At 62.5% G+C, this 16,189-nt stretch carries 14 protein-coding genes; 7 read left to right on the plus strand and 7 right to left on the minus strand.

The annotated features are described in order from the left end of the window. Positions 1-172: 172 nt before the first annotated feature. From K0H47_RS13475 to K0H47_RS13490, 4 genes are all read right to left on the minus strand, one after another. Positions 173-574 carry a biopolymer transporter ExbD gene (locus K0H47_RS13475; protein ID WP_017478080.1) on the minus strand — a complete coding sequence of 134 codons (402 nt, stop codon included), beginning with the start codon at positions 572-574 and terminating at the stop codon, positions 173-175. Between the two features lies 1 nt (position 575). Then, on the minus strand, positions 576-1,301 hold the full coding sequence (locus K0H47_RS13480) for a MotA/TolQ/ExbB proton channel family protein (RefSeq protein ID WP_108083617.1): 726 nt from the start codon (positions 1,299-1,301) through the stop codon (positions 576-578). 50 nt (positions 1,302-1,351) lie between these two features. Continuing rightward, entirely contained in the window at positions 1,352-2,161 is an 810-nt protein-coding gene (locus K0H47_RS13485) for an energy transducer TonB (protein ID WP_219272906.1), read from the minus strand. Between the two features lie 240 nt (positions 2,162-2,401). Then, positions 2,402-3,253 (minus strand): LysR family transcriptional regulator, encoded by an 852-nt coding sequence (locus K0H47_RS13490; RefSeq protein ID WP_076015530.1) that lies wholly within the window; start codon positions 3,251-3,253, stop codon positions 2,402-2,404. Positions 3,254-3,359: 106 nt separating this feature from the next. Between K0H47_RS13490 and K0H47_RS13495 the strand changes: the two genes are divergently transcribed. Both K0H47_RS13495 and K0H47_RS13500 read left to right on the plus strand, forming a co-directional pair. Continuing rightward, positions 3,360-3,821 (plus strand): nucleoside deaminase, encoded by a 462-nt coding sequence (locus K0H47_RS13495; RefSeq protein ID WP_219272908.1) that lies wholly within the window; start codon positions 3,360-3,362, stop codon positions 3,819-3,821. Then, positions 3,808-4,992 carry a CynX/NimT family MFS transporter gene (locus K0H47_RS13500; RefSeq protein ID WP_219272910.1) on the plus strand — a complete coding sequence of 395 codons (1,185 nt, stop codon included), beginning with the start codon at positions 3,808-3,810 and terminating at the stop codon, positions 4,990-4,992. The genes K0H47_RS13495 and K0H47_RS13500 overlap by 14 nt, the downstream gene beginning before the upstream one ends. On the opposite strand, the gene K0H47_RS13505 is transcribed toward K0H47_RS13500, so the two are convergent. Continuing rightward, entirely contained in the window at positions 4,989-7,337 is a 2,349-nt protein-coding gene (locus K0H47_RS13505; protein ID WP_093202975.1) for a TonB-dependent receptor, read from the minus strand. The genes K0H47_RS13500 and K0H47_RS13505 overlap by 4 nt on opposite strands. Positions 7,338-7,492: 155 nt before the next feature. Between K0H47_RS13505 and K0H47_RS13510 the strand changes: the two genes are divergently transcribed. Both K0H47_RS13510 and K0H47_RS13515 read left to right on the plus strand, forming a co-directional pair. Then, positions 7,493-8,437 carry a LysR family transcriptional regulator gene (locus K0H47_RS13510; protein WP_063033621.1) on the plus strand — a complete coding sequence of 315 codons (945 nt, stop codon included), beginning with the start codon at positions 7,493-7,495 and terminating at the stop codon, positions 8,435-8,437. 190 nt (positions 8,438-8,627) lie between these two features. After that, positions 8,628-10,241, plus strand: a complete 1,614-nt coding sequence (locus K0H47_RS13515) for an alkaline phosphatase family protein (RefSeq protein ID WP_201143081.1) — start codon at positions 8,628-8,630, stop codon at positions 10,239-10,241. A 68-nt stretch (positions 10,242-10,309) separates the two neighbouring features. Here the strand turns inward: K0H47_RS13515 and K0H47_RS13520 are convergent, their stop codons facing one another. After that, on the minus strand, positions 10,310-11,215 hold the full coding sequence (locus K0H47_RS13520; protein ID WP_063033623.1) for a TauD/TfdA family dioxygenase: 906 nt from the start codon (positions 11,213-11,215) through the stop codon (positions 10,310-10,312). Positions 11,216-11,398: 183 nt separating this feature from the next. Between K0H47_RS13520 and K0H47_RS13525 the strand changes: the two genes are divergently transcribed. Next, positions 11,399-12,319: a LysR family transcriptional regulator gene (locus tag K0H47_RS13525; protein WP_063033624.1), complete on the plus strand. Its 921-nt coding sequence runs from the start codon at positions 11,399-11,401 to the stop codon at positions 12,317-12,319. Between the two features lie 162 nt (positions 12,320-12,481). On the opposite strand, the gene K0H47_RS13530 is transcribed toward K0H47_RS13525, so the two are convergent. After that, positions 12,482-13,483 (minus strand): ABC transporter substrate-binding protein, encoded by a 1,002-nt coding sequence (locus K0H47_RS13530; protein WP_219272912.1) that lies wholly within the window; start codon positions 13,481-13,483, stop codon positions 12,482-12,484. 286 nt (positions 13,484-13,769) lie between these two features. On the opposite strand from K0H47_RS13530, the gene K0H47_RS13535 reads away from it, so the two are divergent. After that, positions 13,770-15,368 (plus strand): ABC transporter permease, encoded by a 1,599-nt coding sequence (locus K0H47_RS13535; protein ID WP_219272914.1) that lies wholly within the window; start codon positions 13,770-13,772, stop codon positions 15,366-15,368. Further along, a complete protein-coding gene (locus K0H47_RS13540) occupies positions 15,365-16,180 on the plus strand; it encodes an ABC transporter ATP-binding protein (RefSeq protein WP_218264118.1) in 816 nt (271 codons plus the stop codon). Before K0H47_RS13535 ends, K0H47_RS13540 begins: the two co-directional genes overlap by 4 nt. Positions 16,181-16,189 lie beyond the last annotated feature (9 nt).

Consider the following 16,189-nt stretch of genomic DNA (forward strand, 5'->3'; position numbering starts at 1 on the left):
GGCAAAGACCTTTTGGTTACTTTTGGGGCGTTTGCCAAAAGTGACCCGCTGTAAGAGCGGAACCCTAAGTAGCCGTTACCTAAATAACGGATATGTACTCCCCCCAAAGCCCCAAAAAAAAGGCCGCACCCTGCCAAGGAAACGGCCAAAAAAATTGTCGAGGCATTTGAAACTAACGTGCAGTAATCACCGACAGCTTGGTAATCCCCGCGCGCTCGATAGACGCCATGGCTCGCGCCACTTCGCCATAATTAACTCCATCGTCAGCCTGCAGTTGCACCCGAACCTCCGGGTCCTTGGCCTTGGCCGACTGCAAGTTGAATTCCAGCAAATCCGGCTGGATTTCATCCTTGTTGATAAACAGTTTGCCGGCAGCATCAATGCTCACCACCAGCGGGTCTTTCTGCTCCACCGGCGCCACGGCCTCAGTCTTGGGCAGGTTGATCGGAATCGCATTGGTCAACAACGGCGCCGTGACAATAAACACCACCAGCAGCACCAACATCACATCCACCAACGGCGTGACGTTGATCTCGCTCAGCACCTCATCACTGTCTTGCGTGGAGAAGGCCATCTCAGGACGCCTCCTTCACTTTTTGCGCGCCGCCCTGGGCACCGGCCTTGCTCAGCGTCGGGTGCAGCAGCACGCGGAACGAGTTCTTCTGCGCCAGGCTGTAGAAGTCATGGGCGAAGTCATCCAGGTCAGCAGCCGTGAGTTTCAGGCGACGCAGGAAGTAGTTGTAAACCAGCACCGCCGGCACCGCGACGGCAATACCCACACCAGTGGCGACCAACGCGGCACCAATCGGCCCGGCCACGGTTTCGAGGCTGGCGGAACCGGCGGCGCTGATGCCTTTCAACGCTTCCATGATCCCCCAAACGGTACCGAACAGACCGATAAACGGCGACGTACTGCCGATACTCGCGACCACCGCCAGACCCGTTTCCAGGGAGCGACGCTCACGCACGATTTGTTGGCGCAGGGCACGTTCCAAGCGGTCCTGATGATTGATCGCCTGGCTCAGGTCAGCAGCGTGTGGCGCCTCACCCACCTGGATCGCGGCGTAACCGGCCTGGGCCACACGAGCAGCGGCGCCCGGCCTGGTTTCAGCCAGTTCAGCGGCCGAGTCCAGACTGGAGGCCGCCCAGAACTGTTTGTGGAATTTGCGATCCTGGGACTTGAGGCGACCGAACTGGACGCCCTTGAGCAGGGCCAGGCCCCAGGTAGCGACCGAAAAGACCACCAGCAGCCAGATCACCGCGCTTTCGATGGATTCAGTTGGAGATGCTAATGCCATGATGTTTTCCCTCTGTGCAGGTCGCGATGTGTCCGACACACCGCATCCAATAATTAATGAATCTTGAAATCAATCGGTACGCTGACCCAGCCGTCCTGGGCCACATCGCCCTGCTTGGCCGGTACAAAACTCCAGCGTTTAACGGCAGCCAGTGCGGCTTCGTCGAGTTGCTGGCGACCACTGCTTTTCTGAATCTGGATCTCACCCGGCTTGCCGGTGGCCAACACATGCACCCGCAACAACACCGTGCCTTCCCAACCCCGGCGCTGGGCCAGTGACGGGTATTCGGGCGCCGGGTTCTTCAGGTACGCGGCGTTGGCCGAGGCCGGTGTAACCGGCGCAGGCGCGGGCGGTGCGGGTGCTGGAGCCGGTGGCGCAGGTACAGGCGGCGCGGGCGGCTGCTCGGCGACCGGTTTCGGTGCGGGCTTGGGCACGGGCTTCGGTACCGGCTTGGGTTTCGGAATCTTTTTCGGCGCCGGCTTGGCGGCCAATTCATCGACCACCGGTGGCGGTGGCTCGACAACCGGTGGCGGCGGCGGTGGCGGCACGGGCGGTGCCGGCTCCACCACCGGCGGCGCCGGCTGGGAAAATTCGATCGTCATTGGCGGAATTTCCGGCGGCACAATCGGCAGCACCGGGGTTGGCTTCTGGCTGACCCAATAGATCACCGCACCATGCAAAGCCAGCGCGAGAATCCCCAACAGGATCGCTTCACGCCGACTCAACACTCCCTTGGGGGTTTTCTGCGTACGCAACTGCCCCAACGGCGCGCGGTGCGGCCGGCCAAGGTCGACCAACTCACCACCCGGTGCGTGGCGCCACTGCACCTCTTGTGCACTGGCGGCGGTCTGGACATTGCCCATTGATTAACTCCCCTGCGGTCTTAAGCAAAAAAACCGACGGGCCTGCCTTGGCGGCCGTCGAGGGCTGAATCATCGGGGCCAGACGCTTATCTCTTAAAGTAATCTTTAAAGTTATACATAGATCCAAAATGAATAAACGAAACATCCAGATACGCCAAAGCCACGGCCTGCGCGGGCTGGCGCCGAGGCACAAAATCCGAATGCTTTTGAGGCATACAAAATATTCACTCAAGGCATGACTCAGCGGGGGTTACTGGCACATAAATCCTGCAATTGACGCAGTAACGCCTGCCCCGCTGCGCCCAGACCGTTGCGGCCATACAGCGCCAGCCGCACGCCCTGCACCGCCGGCAAACCGCTGTCTGCGCCCAACACCACATGCCCCGGCTGCACGACCCGCACCGGCAGCAAGCTGATTCCCAGCCCCGCCGCTACCGCCGAACACACGCTGGCCAGGCTCGCGCTGGAATAACCGATGCGCCAGCGCCAGCCACCCACCTCCAGGTGATGCAGCATTTCATTGCGATACAGGCCACCGGCGGGAAACGCCACCAGCGGCAGCGGATCACGCCCCAGGGACGGTGCGCTGCGGCTGTCGACCCAGCACAACGGCTCCGGCCAAGACGCCAGACAGTCATCGCTGTCGCCCATTTGCTTGACCAGCAGCACGTCGAATTCACCGCCGCGATAATCCCGCAACAACTCCGGCCCCAAGCCGCTGGTGACCTCCAGCCGCACCCGTGGATAAGCCTGCACAAACGCCGACAGCAGTGGCATCAAGCGCTCGGCCGCAAAGTCCTCGGGCACCGCGAGGCGCAGCACGCCATCGCTCTGCTGGTTGATCAGCACGTCAGCCGCCTCTTCATGCAGCGCGAGGATGCGCCGCGCATAAGCCAGCAAGCGTTCGCCCTCCACCGTGGCCACCACGCGACGCTGATCACGGTCGAGCACCTGGCTGCCGAGTGCGTCTTCGAGGCGGCGGATCTGTTGGCTGACCGTGGACTGGGTCAGATGCAGGCGCTCAGCCGCGCGGGTGAAATTGCCGCAATCGACGACGGCAACAAAGCTGCGCAACAACACGGGATCGAACATGGGCCTCACCATTCCATTTGCCACTGATTGGCATGGTTATATTTAATTTCAGAATACCCCTGCGGCTGCCCATACTTCACGCCTCATTGCGCACGAGGGGTTTTCCATGACTGACGATCAACAGCATCTGCATCACGCCGTGCAACTGGCCAAGGCCAACGTAGCCGCCGGTGGCCGCCCGTTTGGTGCGGTCCTGGTGCGCGACGGCAAGGTGCTGGTGGAAGCGGTCAACGAAATCCACTTGAGCCAGGACCCCACCGCCCACGCCGAAATGCTCGCCATCCGCGCCGCCAGCCACCAACTCGGCCCGCGCCTGGAAGGCTGCGTGATCTACGCCAGCGGCCAGCCCTGCCCGATGTGCCTGAGTGCGATGCACCTGTGCGGCATATCCCGCGTGGTGTTCGCCGCCAGCAACGAAGTGGCGGCGCCCTTTGGCCTGTCGACAGCGGCGATCTACCAGCAAATGACGTTGCCTTTGGCGGAACAAAAATTGCCCGTGCAGCATCTGCCTCAAGCGGCAATGCAAGCCCTCTACGGTGAATGGCAGGCCCTGCATGACGCTGAATAATTCGTTCGCCGGCAAACTCGCCGGTTGGGGTTTGCTGGTGGTGCTGGGCCTGAACCTGCGGCCCATCCTCAGCTCCATCAGCCCATTGCTGGGGGAAATCCGCCTGGCCACCGGCCTGAGTTTCCAGAGCAGCGCCCTGCTCACCAGCCTGCCAGTGATCTGCATGGGCCTGGTGGCGTTGGTGGGTGTGCGCCTGGAGGCAAAGCTGGGGGAGCGTCGCGGGATTGCCCTGGGCCTGATGATGATTCTGCTGGCGTGCCTCGCGCGCTGGCTGTTTGGCCAGGCGCCGGCGCTGCTGGCTACCGCACTGTTTGGCGGCGCCGGTGTGGCGCTGATCCAGGCGCTGGTGCCGGCGATGATCAAGCGCCAATTCCATCAGCGCGTGCCTTTGGCGATGGGGGTTTACTCGGCTTCGCTGATGGGCGGCGGTGGTTTGGCGGCGTTGCTCAGCCCGTTGGTGGCGAGGCATTTCCAGCACTGGCAGGCGGGGCTCGGGGTCTGGCTGCTACCGGCCCTGGGCGCGCTGTTGCTGTGGGCGTGGCTGCCATTGGGTGCGGCGAAAAACCCGCAGGTGACGGCGCCGTTCCAGGGCCTGCGCAACCGTCGGGCGTGGTTGCTGGCGCTGTATTTCGGCCTGGTGAATTGCGGCTACATGAGCATGGTCGCGTGGTTGCCGGCCTACTATCAGCAGTTGGGTTGGGGCGTGTTGCCCAGTGGTTCGCTGCTGGCGTTCATGACGATCTTCCAGGTGATCGCCGCGCTGTTGATGCCCGCACTGGCGCAACGCGGTATTGATCGTCGACCGTTGCTGAGCATCAGCCTGCTGGCCCAGACCGTGGGCTATATCGGCCTGCTGACAGCGCCGCTGGAATTCCCGCACCTGTGGGTGGCGCTAATCGGGTTCGGCCTGGGGGCATGTTTTGCCCTGAGCCTGCTGCTGACCCTGGATCACCGCCGCGACCCTCGGGAGGCCGGCCAGCTGGCGGCGTTCGTCCAGGGCGTGGGCTTTTTGATCAACGCCATCTCGCCATGGCTGACTGGCTGGCTGCGGGAATTGACCGGCAGTTTCGTCAGCGCCTGGCTGGTGCTGACGCTGACGGTGGTGGCGATGCTGATACTCACCCGGGTGTTCAGCCCGGCGACGTATCGCACCGCGCCGGTGGCGGCCTAGAAGTCATAACGCCCGGTCACCCCAAGCGTGCGCGGAGTGCCCAACAACCCTTCATAACCCCCATTACCGCCGGTCCACAGCGTGGTGTAATAGGTCTTGTCGAACGCGTTCTTCAGCCACAACGACACGTCCCACTGCCCCTGCTGATAGTTGCCCCGCAGGCCGGTGGAGAGGTTGACCACGGCGTAGGCCGGGATCTGCCCGAAATCGGAATCTTCCACCGTGCCCACCGCCTTGGAACGGAACGCATAACTGGCGGTGACGTAGGGTTCGAAGCCGTTATCCAGGTTCCATTTGTATTCGCCATTGGCGTTGGCAATCCACTTCGAGGCGCCCACCACCTGGTGGCCACTCAAGTCGCACGAAGCCGGCGCACCCGGGCGCAGGCTGACTTCCGGCGGGCACGGCGCATCTTTGTACGACAGGTACTGCACGTCGTTGTACGAGCCGTTGATGTTGAGTGTCAGGCCCTTGATCGGGATCAGCGTGCTCTCCACCTCCACGCCCCGGGAGCGCACCGAGCCGGCGTTGGTCAGGTACTGCACGCGGTTGCTGTCGTCGTAGGCGTTGGTCTGGTAGCCGTTGACCTGGGTCCAGAACAGGTTGGCGTTGAGTTGCAGGCGACGGTCCCACAGGGTGCTCTTGAACCCCAGCTCGGCGTTGTTGGCGCGCTCGGTACCGATCAACAGCGAGTCCGGGCCGGCGGTGGGTGCGGAGCCGACCGCCAGGTTGACCCCGCCGGATTTCTCACCGTGGGACAAGGTCGCGTAGCCCAGCAAGTCGTCGTTGAAGCGATAGCTCAGGTTCAACAAACCGGAGGGGCTGGTGCTGTATTGGTTGAGGTCACCGGAGTCATAAGCCCCCGCTCGCCCACGCCGTGCAGTGGCCGCCGCACCGGTGACTGCGTCGCCGCCAAGGGGTGCGTTGCGCGTGACCCAGGCACTTTTCTGCTCATAGGTACCGCGCAGGCCGGCGGTGAAATCCAGGCGCTCGGTCAGGTGCCAGGTGCCTTGGGCGAACAACGCAAAGCTGTCGGTGCGGATATGCCCGTTGCCCACGCTGCTGACGTTGTTCAAGGCACCGGTGGGCGTGCCGTTCCAGATATCGGCCTTGGGCCCGTAATAAGCGAAGGATTTGTTGTCCAGGTCGGAGCCGAAGTAGTAGGCGCCGAGCACGTAATCGAAGAAGCCGCCGGTGGGTGAGGCCAGGCGAAATTCCTGGGACCACTGCTTGTCTTCCACCGACACGCCAGCGTTGTAGGAGGCCGGGACGTTGAGGCCGTCGTCGTTGCGCGGGGTGAAATTCCACCAGCGGTACGAGCTGACCGAGGTCAGGGTGAAGTCGCTGGGCAGGGTCCAGTTGGCTTCCAGCGAGGTGCCGCCCTGGAACACGGTGACGTGCTGGTCGCTGTCGAGGTTGACCTTGCGGTGCGTGCCGTCGACCAGGGTCGCGCCTGCCGCCGCCGCCCGCGATTGATACAGGTTGGTGCCATTGATGGTCGGCCCGGTGCTGTACAGCACGCGGGTGCCGGCGCTGGAGTCTTCTTCGTTGTAGTCGCCAATCCAGCGCAGGTTGAAGGTGTCGCTGGGCTTGTACAGCAGTTGCCCGCGAAAGCCCTGGCGCGAGCCGCCATTGAGGTCATGGCCGTCGTACTCGTTCTTGATGTCGCCGTCGCTGCGGGTGCGGTACGCGGAGAAACGGCCCGCCAGGTCCTCGGTCAGCGGGCCGGAAATCGTGCCCTTGGTCTGGAAGTAACCGTCCTCGCCCAGTGACGTTTCAATGCTGCGCTCCGGAGTAAAACTCGGCGCGCGGGTGCTGATATTGATCACCCCGGCGGTGGTGTTCTTGCCGAACAGCGTGCCTTGGGGACCGCGTAGTACTTCGAGCTGTTCGATGTCCATCAAGTCGAACACGGCCATCCCCGGCCGCCCCAGGTACACGTTGTCGATATACAGCCCTACGCTGCCTTCCAGGCCGTCACTGGCGGGGTTGTTCCCCAGCCCGCGAATCGACACGCTGGACTGGCGCGCATGCATGTAGGCGACGTTGACGCTGGGCACCAGTTGCTGCAAGTCCTGAATCCGGTAGACCCGCTGGCTCTCCAGGGCCTGGCCGCCGATCACGCTCATGGGCGTGGGCACGTCCTGGGCACTTTCGGTACGCCGCCGCGCCGTCACCGTGACCGTTTCCAACTGGCCACTGGCATTCTCACCCTTGGGTGCTGGCGCAGGCTCGTCGGCCGCCTGGCTGCTGGACCAACTGGCACTGCCCGCTAGCAACAGCGCCATCGGCAGGCGTTTCAGGCGCCAGGGAGAGGGAGGGACAGCGCGATTCAACAGGCTCATAAGCGGCTCCGGTGTCAGGAAATACGCTGGATCGCATATTCCTAAAGGCTATTTATTTATGTTTTTACAAGCATTTACTGCATAAGAGATAGCCTTTATAAGGAGTCGACCTAATGCATAGCCAATGCATTTCCCCGATATTTTCAATGTGAAAAATGCATATCGACCTGCGCCAACTTCGCCACTTCATCGCCCTTGCCGAGCAACGCAGTTTTGTCGCGGCAGCGGTGACCGTGAACCTGTCGCAATCGGCCTTCAGCCGCAGCATTCAAGCGCTGGAACTCAGTGCCGGTTGCCAGCTGGTAGACCGTGGGCGCAAGGACCTGGCGCCGACCAAACAAGGCCAGGTACTGCTCGAGCATGCACGGCGGCTGGTCAGTGGCGCCCAGCAACTGGCGAATGAGATCAGCCAGTTCAACGGGCTGGAGGCGGGTGAGCTGCGCTTCGGTTGCGGCCCGGCGCCCGCTGCCGGATTGATCCCCAGAGCCATCGGCAGTTTTATCGGGCGCTACCCCAAGGCCCGGGTGCAGTTCCAGGTGGACGACTGGCAAAGCCTGAGCAAGCGCCTGCTCAGCGAAGAGTTCGAATTTTTCGTCGCCGACACCCGGCATTTCGAGGCCCACCCGGATTACCAGACCCACCGCTTGCGCCCGCGCAAATGGCACTTCTGCTGCCGCGCCGGGCACCCGTTGGCGGAGCTGGAAAGCGTGACCGCGGCACAGTTGATGAGCTATCCGCTGGCGGTGACGATTCGCCCGCCGAACCTGCGCAAGGTCATCGTCGACCTCAGCGGCCGACCCGACTACACGCCCAACGTCGAATGCGAAAACGGGTACAGCCTGCTGGGCGTGGTGCTGCGTTCGGACGCTATCGGCATCGTCAGCGCCAACAGCGACGTGCTGCACATGGCCCGTGGCGAGCTGGTGTGCCTGCGGATTGAGGGTTTGGCGGAAGACCTGGAGGAGCGCTACACCCGCTATGGGATTGTCAGTCGCGCGGGGTATCGGCTGTCACCGCTGGCGGAGGCGATGATCGAGCAGATCAAGGTGATCGATGAGCAGGATGAAGAGGTGTGTGCGCTGGAGAATTTTGCTGTCTGAGCGACCGCTATCGCAGGCAAGCCAGCTCCCACAGGGGCATGCATTTTAAATGTGGGAGCTGGCTTGCCTGCGATAGCACCAGTCGCCACACCCATGCACCCACTGCATAAAACCCATTCCCCAAATGCACTTGCTTCAAGGCCTGCCAGGCGGCGAAATCGTTCGCCTGTCCTCCGTTCGGTGAAGCCTCATGTCCCAACCCAAACCCGTGCGCAACGTGCTGTACATCATGTGCGACCAACTGCGCCGCGATTACCTGTCGTGTTATGGCCACGCCCATCTGCACACCCCCAATATCGACCGCCTGGCCGCCGCCGGCGTGCGCTTCAGCCGGGCCTACACCCAGGGCACGATTTGCGGCCCGTCGCGGATGTCGGCCTATACCGGGCGCTATGTCAGCAGCCATCAGGTGGCCTGGAACGCGGTGCCACTGCCCCTGGAAGAACTGACTATCGGTGACTATTTGCGGCCCCACGGCATCCGCACCGCACTGGTGGGCAAGACCCACGCCACGCCCAATCTCGAAGCCCTGCAACGCCTGGACATCGACCCTGACAGTGCCCAGGCCCAACCGCTGAATGAGGTGGGCTTCGAAGCCTATTTCCGTCACGACGGGATCTTCCCCGACAGCCCGCTGTTCACCGAAAAACGTGAATCCGCGCCCTACACCCACTACCTGCGCGAACGGGGCTACGACGGCACCAATCCGTGGCACGAATGGGCGAATGCGGCTGCCGGCGAATCTGGGGAAATCCTCAGCGGCTGGCACATGCGCAACGCTCACCTGCCGGCGCGGGTGGACGAACAGCACTCGGAAACCGTCTACACCACCGACCGCGCCATCGACTTCATCACCGAGCAAGGTGAGCAACCGTGGTGCCTGCACCTGTCGTACATCAAGCCGCACTGGCCCTACATCGCCCCGGCGCCGTACCACGCGTTGTATACGGCTGAGCATGTACAGGCACCGATTCGGCCAGCGCCTGGAAAGGAAAGTGATCACCCGGTGTACCACGCTTTCCGCCAGCACCAGGAGAGCCTGAATTTTTCCCGGGATGAAGTGCGACTTAACGTGATCCCGACCTACATGGGCCTGATCAAGCAGGTGGACGATCAACTCGGCCGGCTATTTGATTTTCTCGAAAGCAATGGCCGCTGGGACGACACATTGATCGTGTTTACCAGCGATCACGGCGACTTCCTCGGCGATCATTTCCTCGGTGAAAAGGAATTCCTGCTGGAGCCCGCCGTAGGCATCCCGCTGATCGTGCGCGACCCTCGGGCTGCCGCCGATATCAGCCGTGGCTCGGTGGACGAGCGCCTGGTGGAAACCATCGATGCGCTGCCGACATTCCTGCAAGCGCTAGGATTACCCGGTGCCGAACACCGCCTGGAAGGCCGCTCGCTGATTCCGCTGCTGCACGGTGAAAACATCACCTGGCGCCGCTACGCCATCGCCGAATACGACTACGCCTTCCAGGCCCCGGCCCGGGAACGCCTCGACCAACCCATCGACCGCTGTCGCATGACCATGGTGCGCAGCGAACGCTGGAAATACCTGGCCTACGACGGTTACCGCGCGCAGTTGTTCGACTTGCAGAATGACCCGCAGGAATTGCACGACCTGGGTACCGACCCGGCGCACGCGGATGTGCGCGAGGCGCATCGGGGTTATCTGTTTGAATGGCTGCGAGGCTTGAAACGGCGCACCACCATCAGCCACGCCGAGATTGATCTGCGTGGCCAACGGTTCAGGTATGGAGAGCCGGAAGCGGAGAAGGTGGTGCAGATCGGGGTCTGGTGACCCGAAACGACCGATAAGCTTTTGTGGCGAGGGAGCTTGCTCCCGCGCCACAGGCGTTTGCGTTGAAGTTATAGACCGCGGGTGGTCTGGCTACGCTGCCCCTGCACACTCACCGGTACATCGCCCTTGAGCGTTACCCGGCGCACGATGCGTTCCTGGGTGCCGTAGTCGTCCACTGCGTAATGCTGGGTGGCGCGGTTGTCCCAGATCGCCACGTCGCCGGTGTTCCAGCGCCAGCGCACGGTGTTTTCCAGGCGCGTGACATGGCTTTGCAGGAGGTTGAACAGGTGCGCCGAATCCACCTGTGAATAGCCCTTCAGGCGTTTGACGAAGTGTCCCAGCAGCAGGGTCTTTTCGCCGCTGACCGGGTGCACGCGCACCACCGGGTGCTCGGTCTCGTAGACCGTCGAGGTGAAGATCTTGCGGTACTCCTCCAGCTTCTCCGGCGACACATCCGGCTTGCGCGCGGCGTAGTCGTATTCATTGCTGTGCACGGCCCAGAGCTTGTCCGCCAGCTCCCGCAGTTCGGCGTTCAGGTCGTTGTAGGCCGCCGCGGTGTTGGCCCAGACGGTGTCGCCACCGGAGGCTGGCGCCAGCACAGAACGCAGGATCGAGGCCTTCGGGTAGGCATCGACGAAGGTCACGTCGGTGTGCCACGAGTTGGCGCGCTGGCCACGGGCACCGTCCAGTTCCAGCAGGAACCGCGTGCCGTCGCGCACCGGTACGGTGGGGTGGGCAATCGGCTCGCCAAGCAAGTGGGCGAAGGCTTCCTGGCTCTGGTCATCGAGGTGGGTCTGCTCGCGGAAGAAGATCACCTTGTACTGCACCAGCGCCTGCTGGATGGCTTCCACTGTGGCGGCGTCCAGCCCGCCGGATAACGTGATGCCACGGATCTCGGCGCCGATGCGTCCGGCCACCGGGTGGATATCCAGCGCCAGGGCGACGGGTTGAACAGCTAGTGCGGCGTTGCTCATGGTGATGACCCTCATATGCCAGCTTTCGGTTGGGAGTAGCGTGCAACAACGCTCTATTCATATGCACTTTAGGTCTAGCAAATGAACGAATGCTTCGTTGACGGAATAAGAGCTTGCATTTAAAACCTCAGCTCCCCCGGTCGCAAATGCCTTCGACCTATTTTTCAAATGCCAGGAAAGCATATGGATCTTCGCCAACTGCGCTACTTCATTGCCCTCAACGAACACCGCAGTTTTGTGCGTGCCGCCGACGCCATGGGCATCACCCAACCGGCGTTCAGCCGCAGCATCCAGGGGCTGGAACAGGAGTTCGGCTGCGTGCTGGTCGACCGGGGCAACAAGGACCTGCGCCCCACGCCCGAAGGCCAGGTGGTGCTTCAACATGCGCTGACCCTGGTGCACGGCGCGGCGTTGTTGAGCAGCGAAGTCACGCGCATGACCAAGCTCGATGCCGGCGAACTGCGCTTCGGTTGCGGCCCGGCGCCGGCGGTGAAACTGGTGCCGGATGCGGTGGCGCGCTTTATCACCGCGCACCCGAAAATCCGCACGAGTTTCCAGGTGGATAACTGGGAAAAACTCAGCCGTAGCCTGAGCCGTGAAGAGATCGAATTTTTTATCGCCGACATCCGCCAGTTCGAGTCCGACCCGAACTTTCAGACCCGGCCGCTGACGCCCAAACGCGGGGTGTTTTTCTGCCGGCCGGGGCACCCGCTGCTGGCCAAGGACAGCCTGTCGACCAACGACATGTTCGATTACCCGTTGGCCGCGCCGCTGATTTCCCAAGGCACTCGCAAACTGTTGGCGAATCTCAGCGGGCGCATGGATTTCTCACCGAGCATTCACACCGAACACTTCCCGGCCCTGGTGAAGATCGTGTTGCAGTCCAATGCCATTGGCGTGGGCACCGAGGAGGCGTTTGCCGAGGACATTGCCAAAGGCAAACTGGTGCTGCTGCACTGGCGCAACCTGCCGCAAAACCTCGAGAGCCTGAATGCCCGTTGCGGGATCGTCAGCCGCACCGGCTTTCGCTTGTCCCCGGCGGCGAAAGCGATGATCGAGACGCTGGTGGCAGTGGATCAACACGAGGTAAGTGTGGCGGTCTAGCACACTGCCCCACTCACCTCCCACGTAGCAGCTGTCGAGCCCCAGCGAGGCTGCGTCGGCAGCGCTGCAGAACTTGGAGTCATACAGCAAGATCGCGTCGCGCCCGACGCAGCCTCGCCGGGGCTCGACAGCTGCTACGAAGGTAGCTTGCATTAGGGGGCTTCAGATGCCGGCGGCCGCCAACTTCGGCGCCACCCAATCGTTCACCTGGAACGGCTTGCGGATCAACCGTTGCTGCGATGCCAGATCCACTTTGTCCTGCAACTTGGCGAGGAACACCGGGTCGAGGGTCGACGGGAAAATCTCGCTGAGTTTCTGGTCTTTCAAATCATTGGTCAGGATCACCGGTGGATAACTCGCCAGCCCCGACACCAACTGGATGTAGGCCTGCTTGTTGTTGTCATCGGTCAGCCATTGCACCGCTTGCTGCTGCGCCTTGAGCAACGTGGCCACGGCTTCAGGATGATCATCGACAAACTTGCCGCTGCCCACCAGCACACTCTGGATACTGCCGGCGTCGCCCAGGTCCTTGGTGCTCAGCGGGATTTCGGCCAGGCCCTTGGCTTGCAACGCGCTCAGGCCCGAACTGCCCCAGGTCGCGTCGATCTGCTTGGCGGCCAGTGCGGCGACGGCAGCGTTGAAGTCCAGGTTGATGACTTTCAGGTCTTTTTCACTCAAGCCCTGGCTGGCCAGAGCGCTGTCGAATGACAGTTGGCTGGCAGTGCCGCGGAACACCGCAACGCGCTTGCCCTTGAGATCCTGCAGGGTCTTGATGCCCGAACCCGGCACCACCCCCAGGTAATGTTTGACGCCTCGGGCGCTGGCACTCAACAGGCGCGTGTCGAGGCCGTTGGATTTGCCGATGATTGCCGCCAGGTCGCCCAGATAGGCCAGGTCCACCTGGCCATTGGCGAAGGCTTCATTGATCACGGGGCCCGCGCCCTTGAAGAAATTCCACTGGATCTTGATGCCCTGGTCGGCGAAAGCCTTTTCAAAAATCTGCTGTTGGCGCAGCACGTCCACTACACCCCCGCCGCTGTGTTGAGTACCGGCGGTGAGGTCGGGCACGGCGATGCGAATTTCCTTGAGGTCGGCAGCCTGCACCAGCCCGGCCAACGCCGTGCCGGCAACCAGTGTGATCAAGCGTTTGAAGGGCAGCTTCATAGGGGGTGCTCCTGAGGGCGGCGGTAGCCTGGGGAGCAGAAAGTAGGCATAAGCGGATCAAAACTTTAAATACTATAAATTCACAATTTAATAGCTTTCAGATCTATAGGCAGCCAAACGCAGGCCCCAGAAGGCTATGCACCAACAGCATGGAAAATATTCTCCAAATGCATTGGATGCGTATCGGGTAGCGGCTTTAAATGGTGTTTCTTATCCCTCAATCGTCTTGATTGTTTGTTTATAAGATCAAAAAAACATAAAGCCCACCGGACAACGGAGGTCATCCATGGCCCGAATCTCGCTGTTGAGCCTGTCACTGGCGGCCCCTGCCCAAGGGCGGCAGCCACGTTGGCCGCACTTGGGCGACCGCCTGTTGCCCTGGCTGCTGCCGCTGGTGTTGTTCGCGCTGTGGTGGTTGGCCAGCCGCAATCATTGGATGAGCGAGCAGATTCTGCCCGCCCCGTCGCTGGTCTGGAGCAGCGCGGTGGAGTTGGCCGGCGGCGAATTATGGAGCCACTTGGCGATCAGCCTGCAACGGCTGTTCTGGGGCTTGCTGGCGGGGGTGAGTGCCGGTGCATTGCTGGGGGCGCTGCTGGGTTTCAGTCCCCGAGCCGAGCGCCTGGTGTTCCCGACGTTCAGCGCTTTGTCGCAAGTCCCGACCCTGGCCTGGATCCCGCTGTTCATGGTGTTTTTCGGGATAGGCGAAACCCTCAAGCTGGTGGTACTGGTCAAGGCGATTGTGGTGCCGGTCACCTTGCATACGCTGGTGGGGGTGCGCGATGCCCAGCCCGGCCTGCGTGAAGCCGCACGGGTGCTGCGCCTGCCTTCTCACTTGTTGATCCGTCGCCTGATTCTGCCGGCCGCACTGCCGGCGTTCATGGCCGGTGTGCGCCTGGCCCTGGCCGCCGGCTGGACCTCGTTGCTGGCCGTGGAACTGTTGGCCTCCAGTGAGGGCATCGGCTACCTGATGGTCTGGGCGCGGCAACTGTTCATGCTGGATATCGTCTTCGTGTGCATCGTGGTGATCGGCGTGCTGGGCGTGGTCATGGACCGCGGCGTCGGCTGGCTGGACCGCAAGTGGGTGCACTGGCCGCATCCGGCCACCGCACAGATTCCCCGTGGCCCGCGCTACCAAGGCTGGCAACGCCTGCAACCCTGGCTGCTGCCGCTGGGTTTAGTAGCGCTGTGGCAACTGGCAACACAGCAGGCCTGGGTGAATCCGAACATCCTGGTCAGCCCATGGGCAGTCCTGCAAACCACCGTGGCCGGAGTGCTGGACATGAGCCTGGTCAGCGCCCTGGCCCTGAGCCTCGGGCGCACCTTGGGCGGCTTGGTGCTAGGCGGCGGCCTGGGCTTCCTCGTGGGCTTGCTGCTGGGCCTGTCGCGCACCAGTGAACGGCTGCTCGGCCCAACCCTCGCCGCCCTGCGCCAGATCGCGATTTTCGCCTGGGTACCGCTGCTCACCGCCTGGTTCGGCCTCGGCGAATTGGCCAAGTGGGTGTTCATCGCCCTGGCCGCGTTCTTTCCGCTGTTTATCGCCACCCAACGCAGCGTGCTCAATCTGTCGCCGCAACTGAATGAAGCCGCCCAGGTCTTGCGCTTGAGCCTCGGCCAGCGCCTGCGTCAGCTGGTGCTGCCGGGTGCGGCTGCGGGGATTTTTGCCGGCCTGCGCCTGAGCCTGATCTACGCCTGGCTGGGCACCATCGGCGCTGAATATTTCATGCCGTCCAACGGCGGCATCGGCAGCCTGATGATCGGTGCCCAGCAGCTGCTGCGCATGGACCTGATCATGAGCGGCATGCTCCTGGTGGGCCTTACCGGCGCCACTCTCAACCTTATCGGCCAACGCATCGAAACCCGCGCCACGCGCTGGAGGCACGCATGAACGCACCTATCGTCAGCTTCGCCCATGTGGGCAAATCCTTTGATGTCGACGGCTTCGAACTGGAGGCCATCCGCGAATTCAACCTGGATATTGCCGAAGGTGAATTCGTCGCCATCGTCGGCTCCAGCGGCTGTGGAAAATCCACCCTGCTGCGCTTGCTGGTGGGCCTCGACACGCAGTTTCGAGGACAGATCAGCGTCGATGGCAAGGCCGTCAGCGGCATCGGTGGCGAGCGCGGCATCGTGTTCCAGGAACACCGTCTGTTCCCTTGGCTGACGGTGGAAGAAAACATCGGCCTGGGCCTGGTCAACGAGCCCCTGAGCGTTGCCGAAAAGCAGCAGCGCATCGGCGATTTTATCGAGCTGGTGGGCCTCACCGACTTCACCCGCGCCTACCCGCACCAGCTGTCCGGCGGCATGGCGCAACGGGTGGCGATTGCCCGCGGCCTGGTGGCCAGCCCGCGCATCCTGCTGCTGGACGAACCCTTCGGCGCCCTCGACGCCCTGACCCGCCAGCAGATGCAGGACGAGCTGCTGGCCATCCGCGCACGGGCGAAAATCACCACGATCCTGGTGACCCACGATGTGGAAGAAGCGATTTTTCTCGCCGACCGCGTCGTTGTGATGGAACCCCGTCCAGGGCGGATCAAGCAGGTAGTGGACATCGCCCTGCCCCATCCGCGCCAGCGCAGCAGCTTCGACTTCCACCAGTTGCGTGAAGAACTGCTGCACGAACTGATCAGCGACGACCACTACCAGCCACCGGTGCGCGAGCAGATCCGCGACCTGCCCCTGGCCTTTATTGCCTGCTAACGAGGAGCG

Origin of the sequence: Pseudomonas sp. Xaverov 83 (assembly GCF_019352905.1) — a bacterium.
In the GTDB taxonomy this organism is placed as follows: Bacteria; Pseudomonadota; Gammaproteobacteria; order Pseudomonadales; family Pseudomonadaceae; genus Aquipseudomonas; species Aquipseudomonas yamanorum.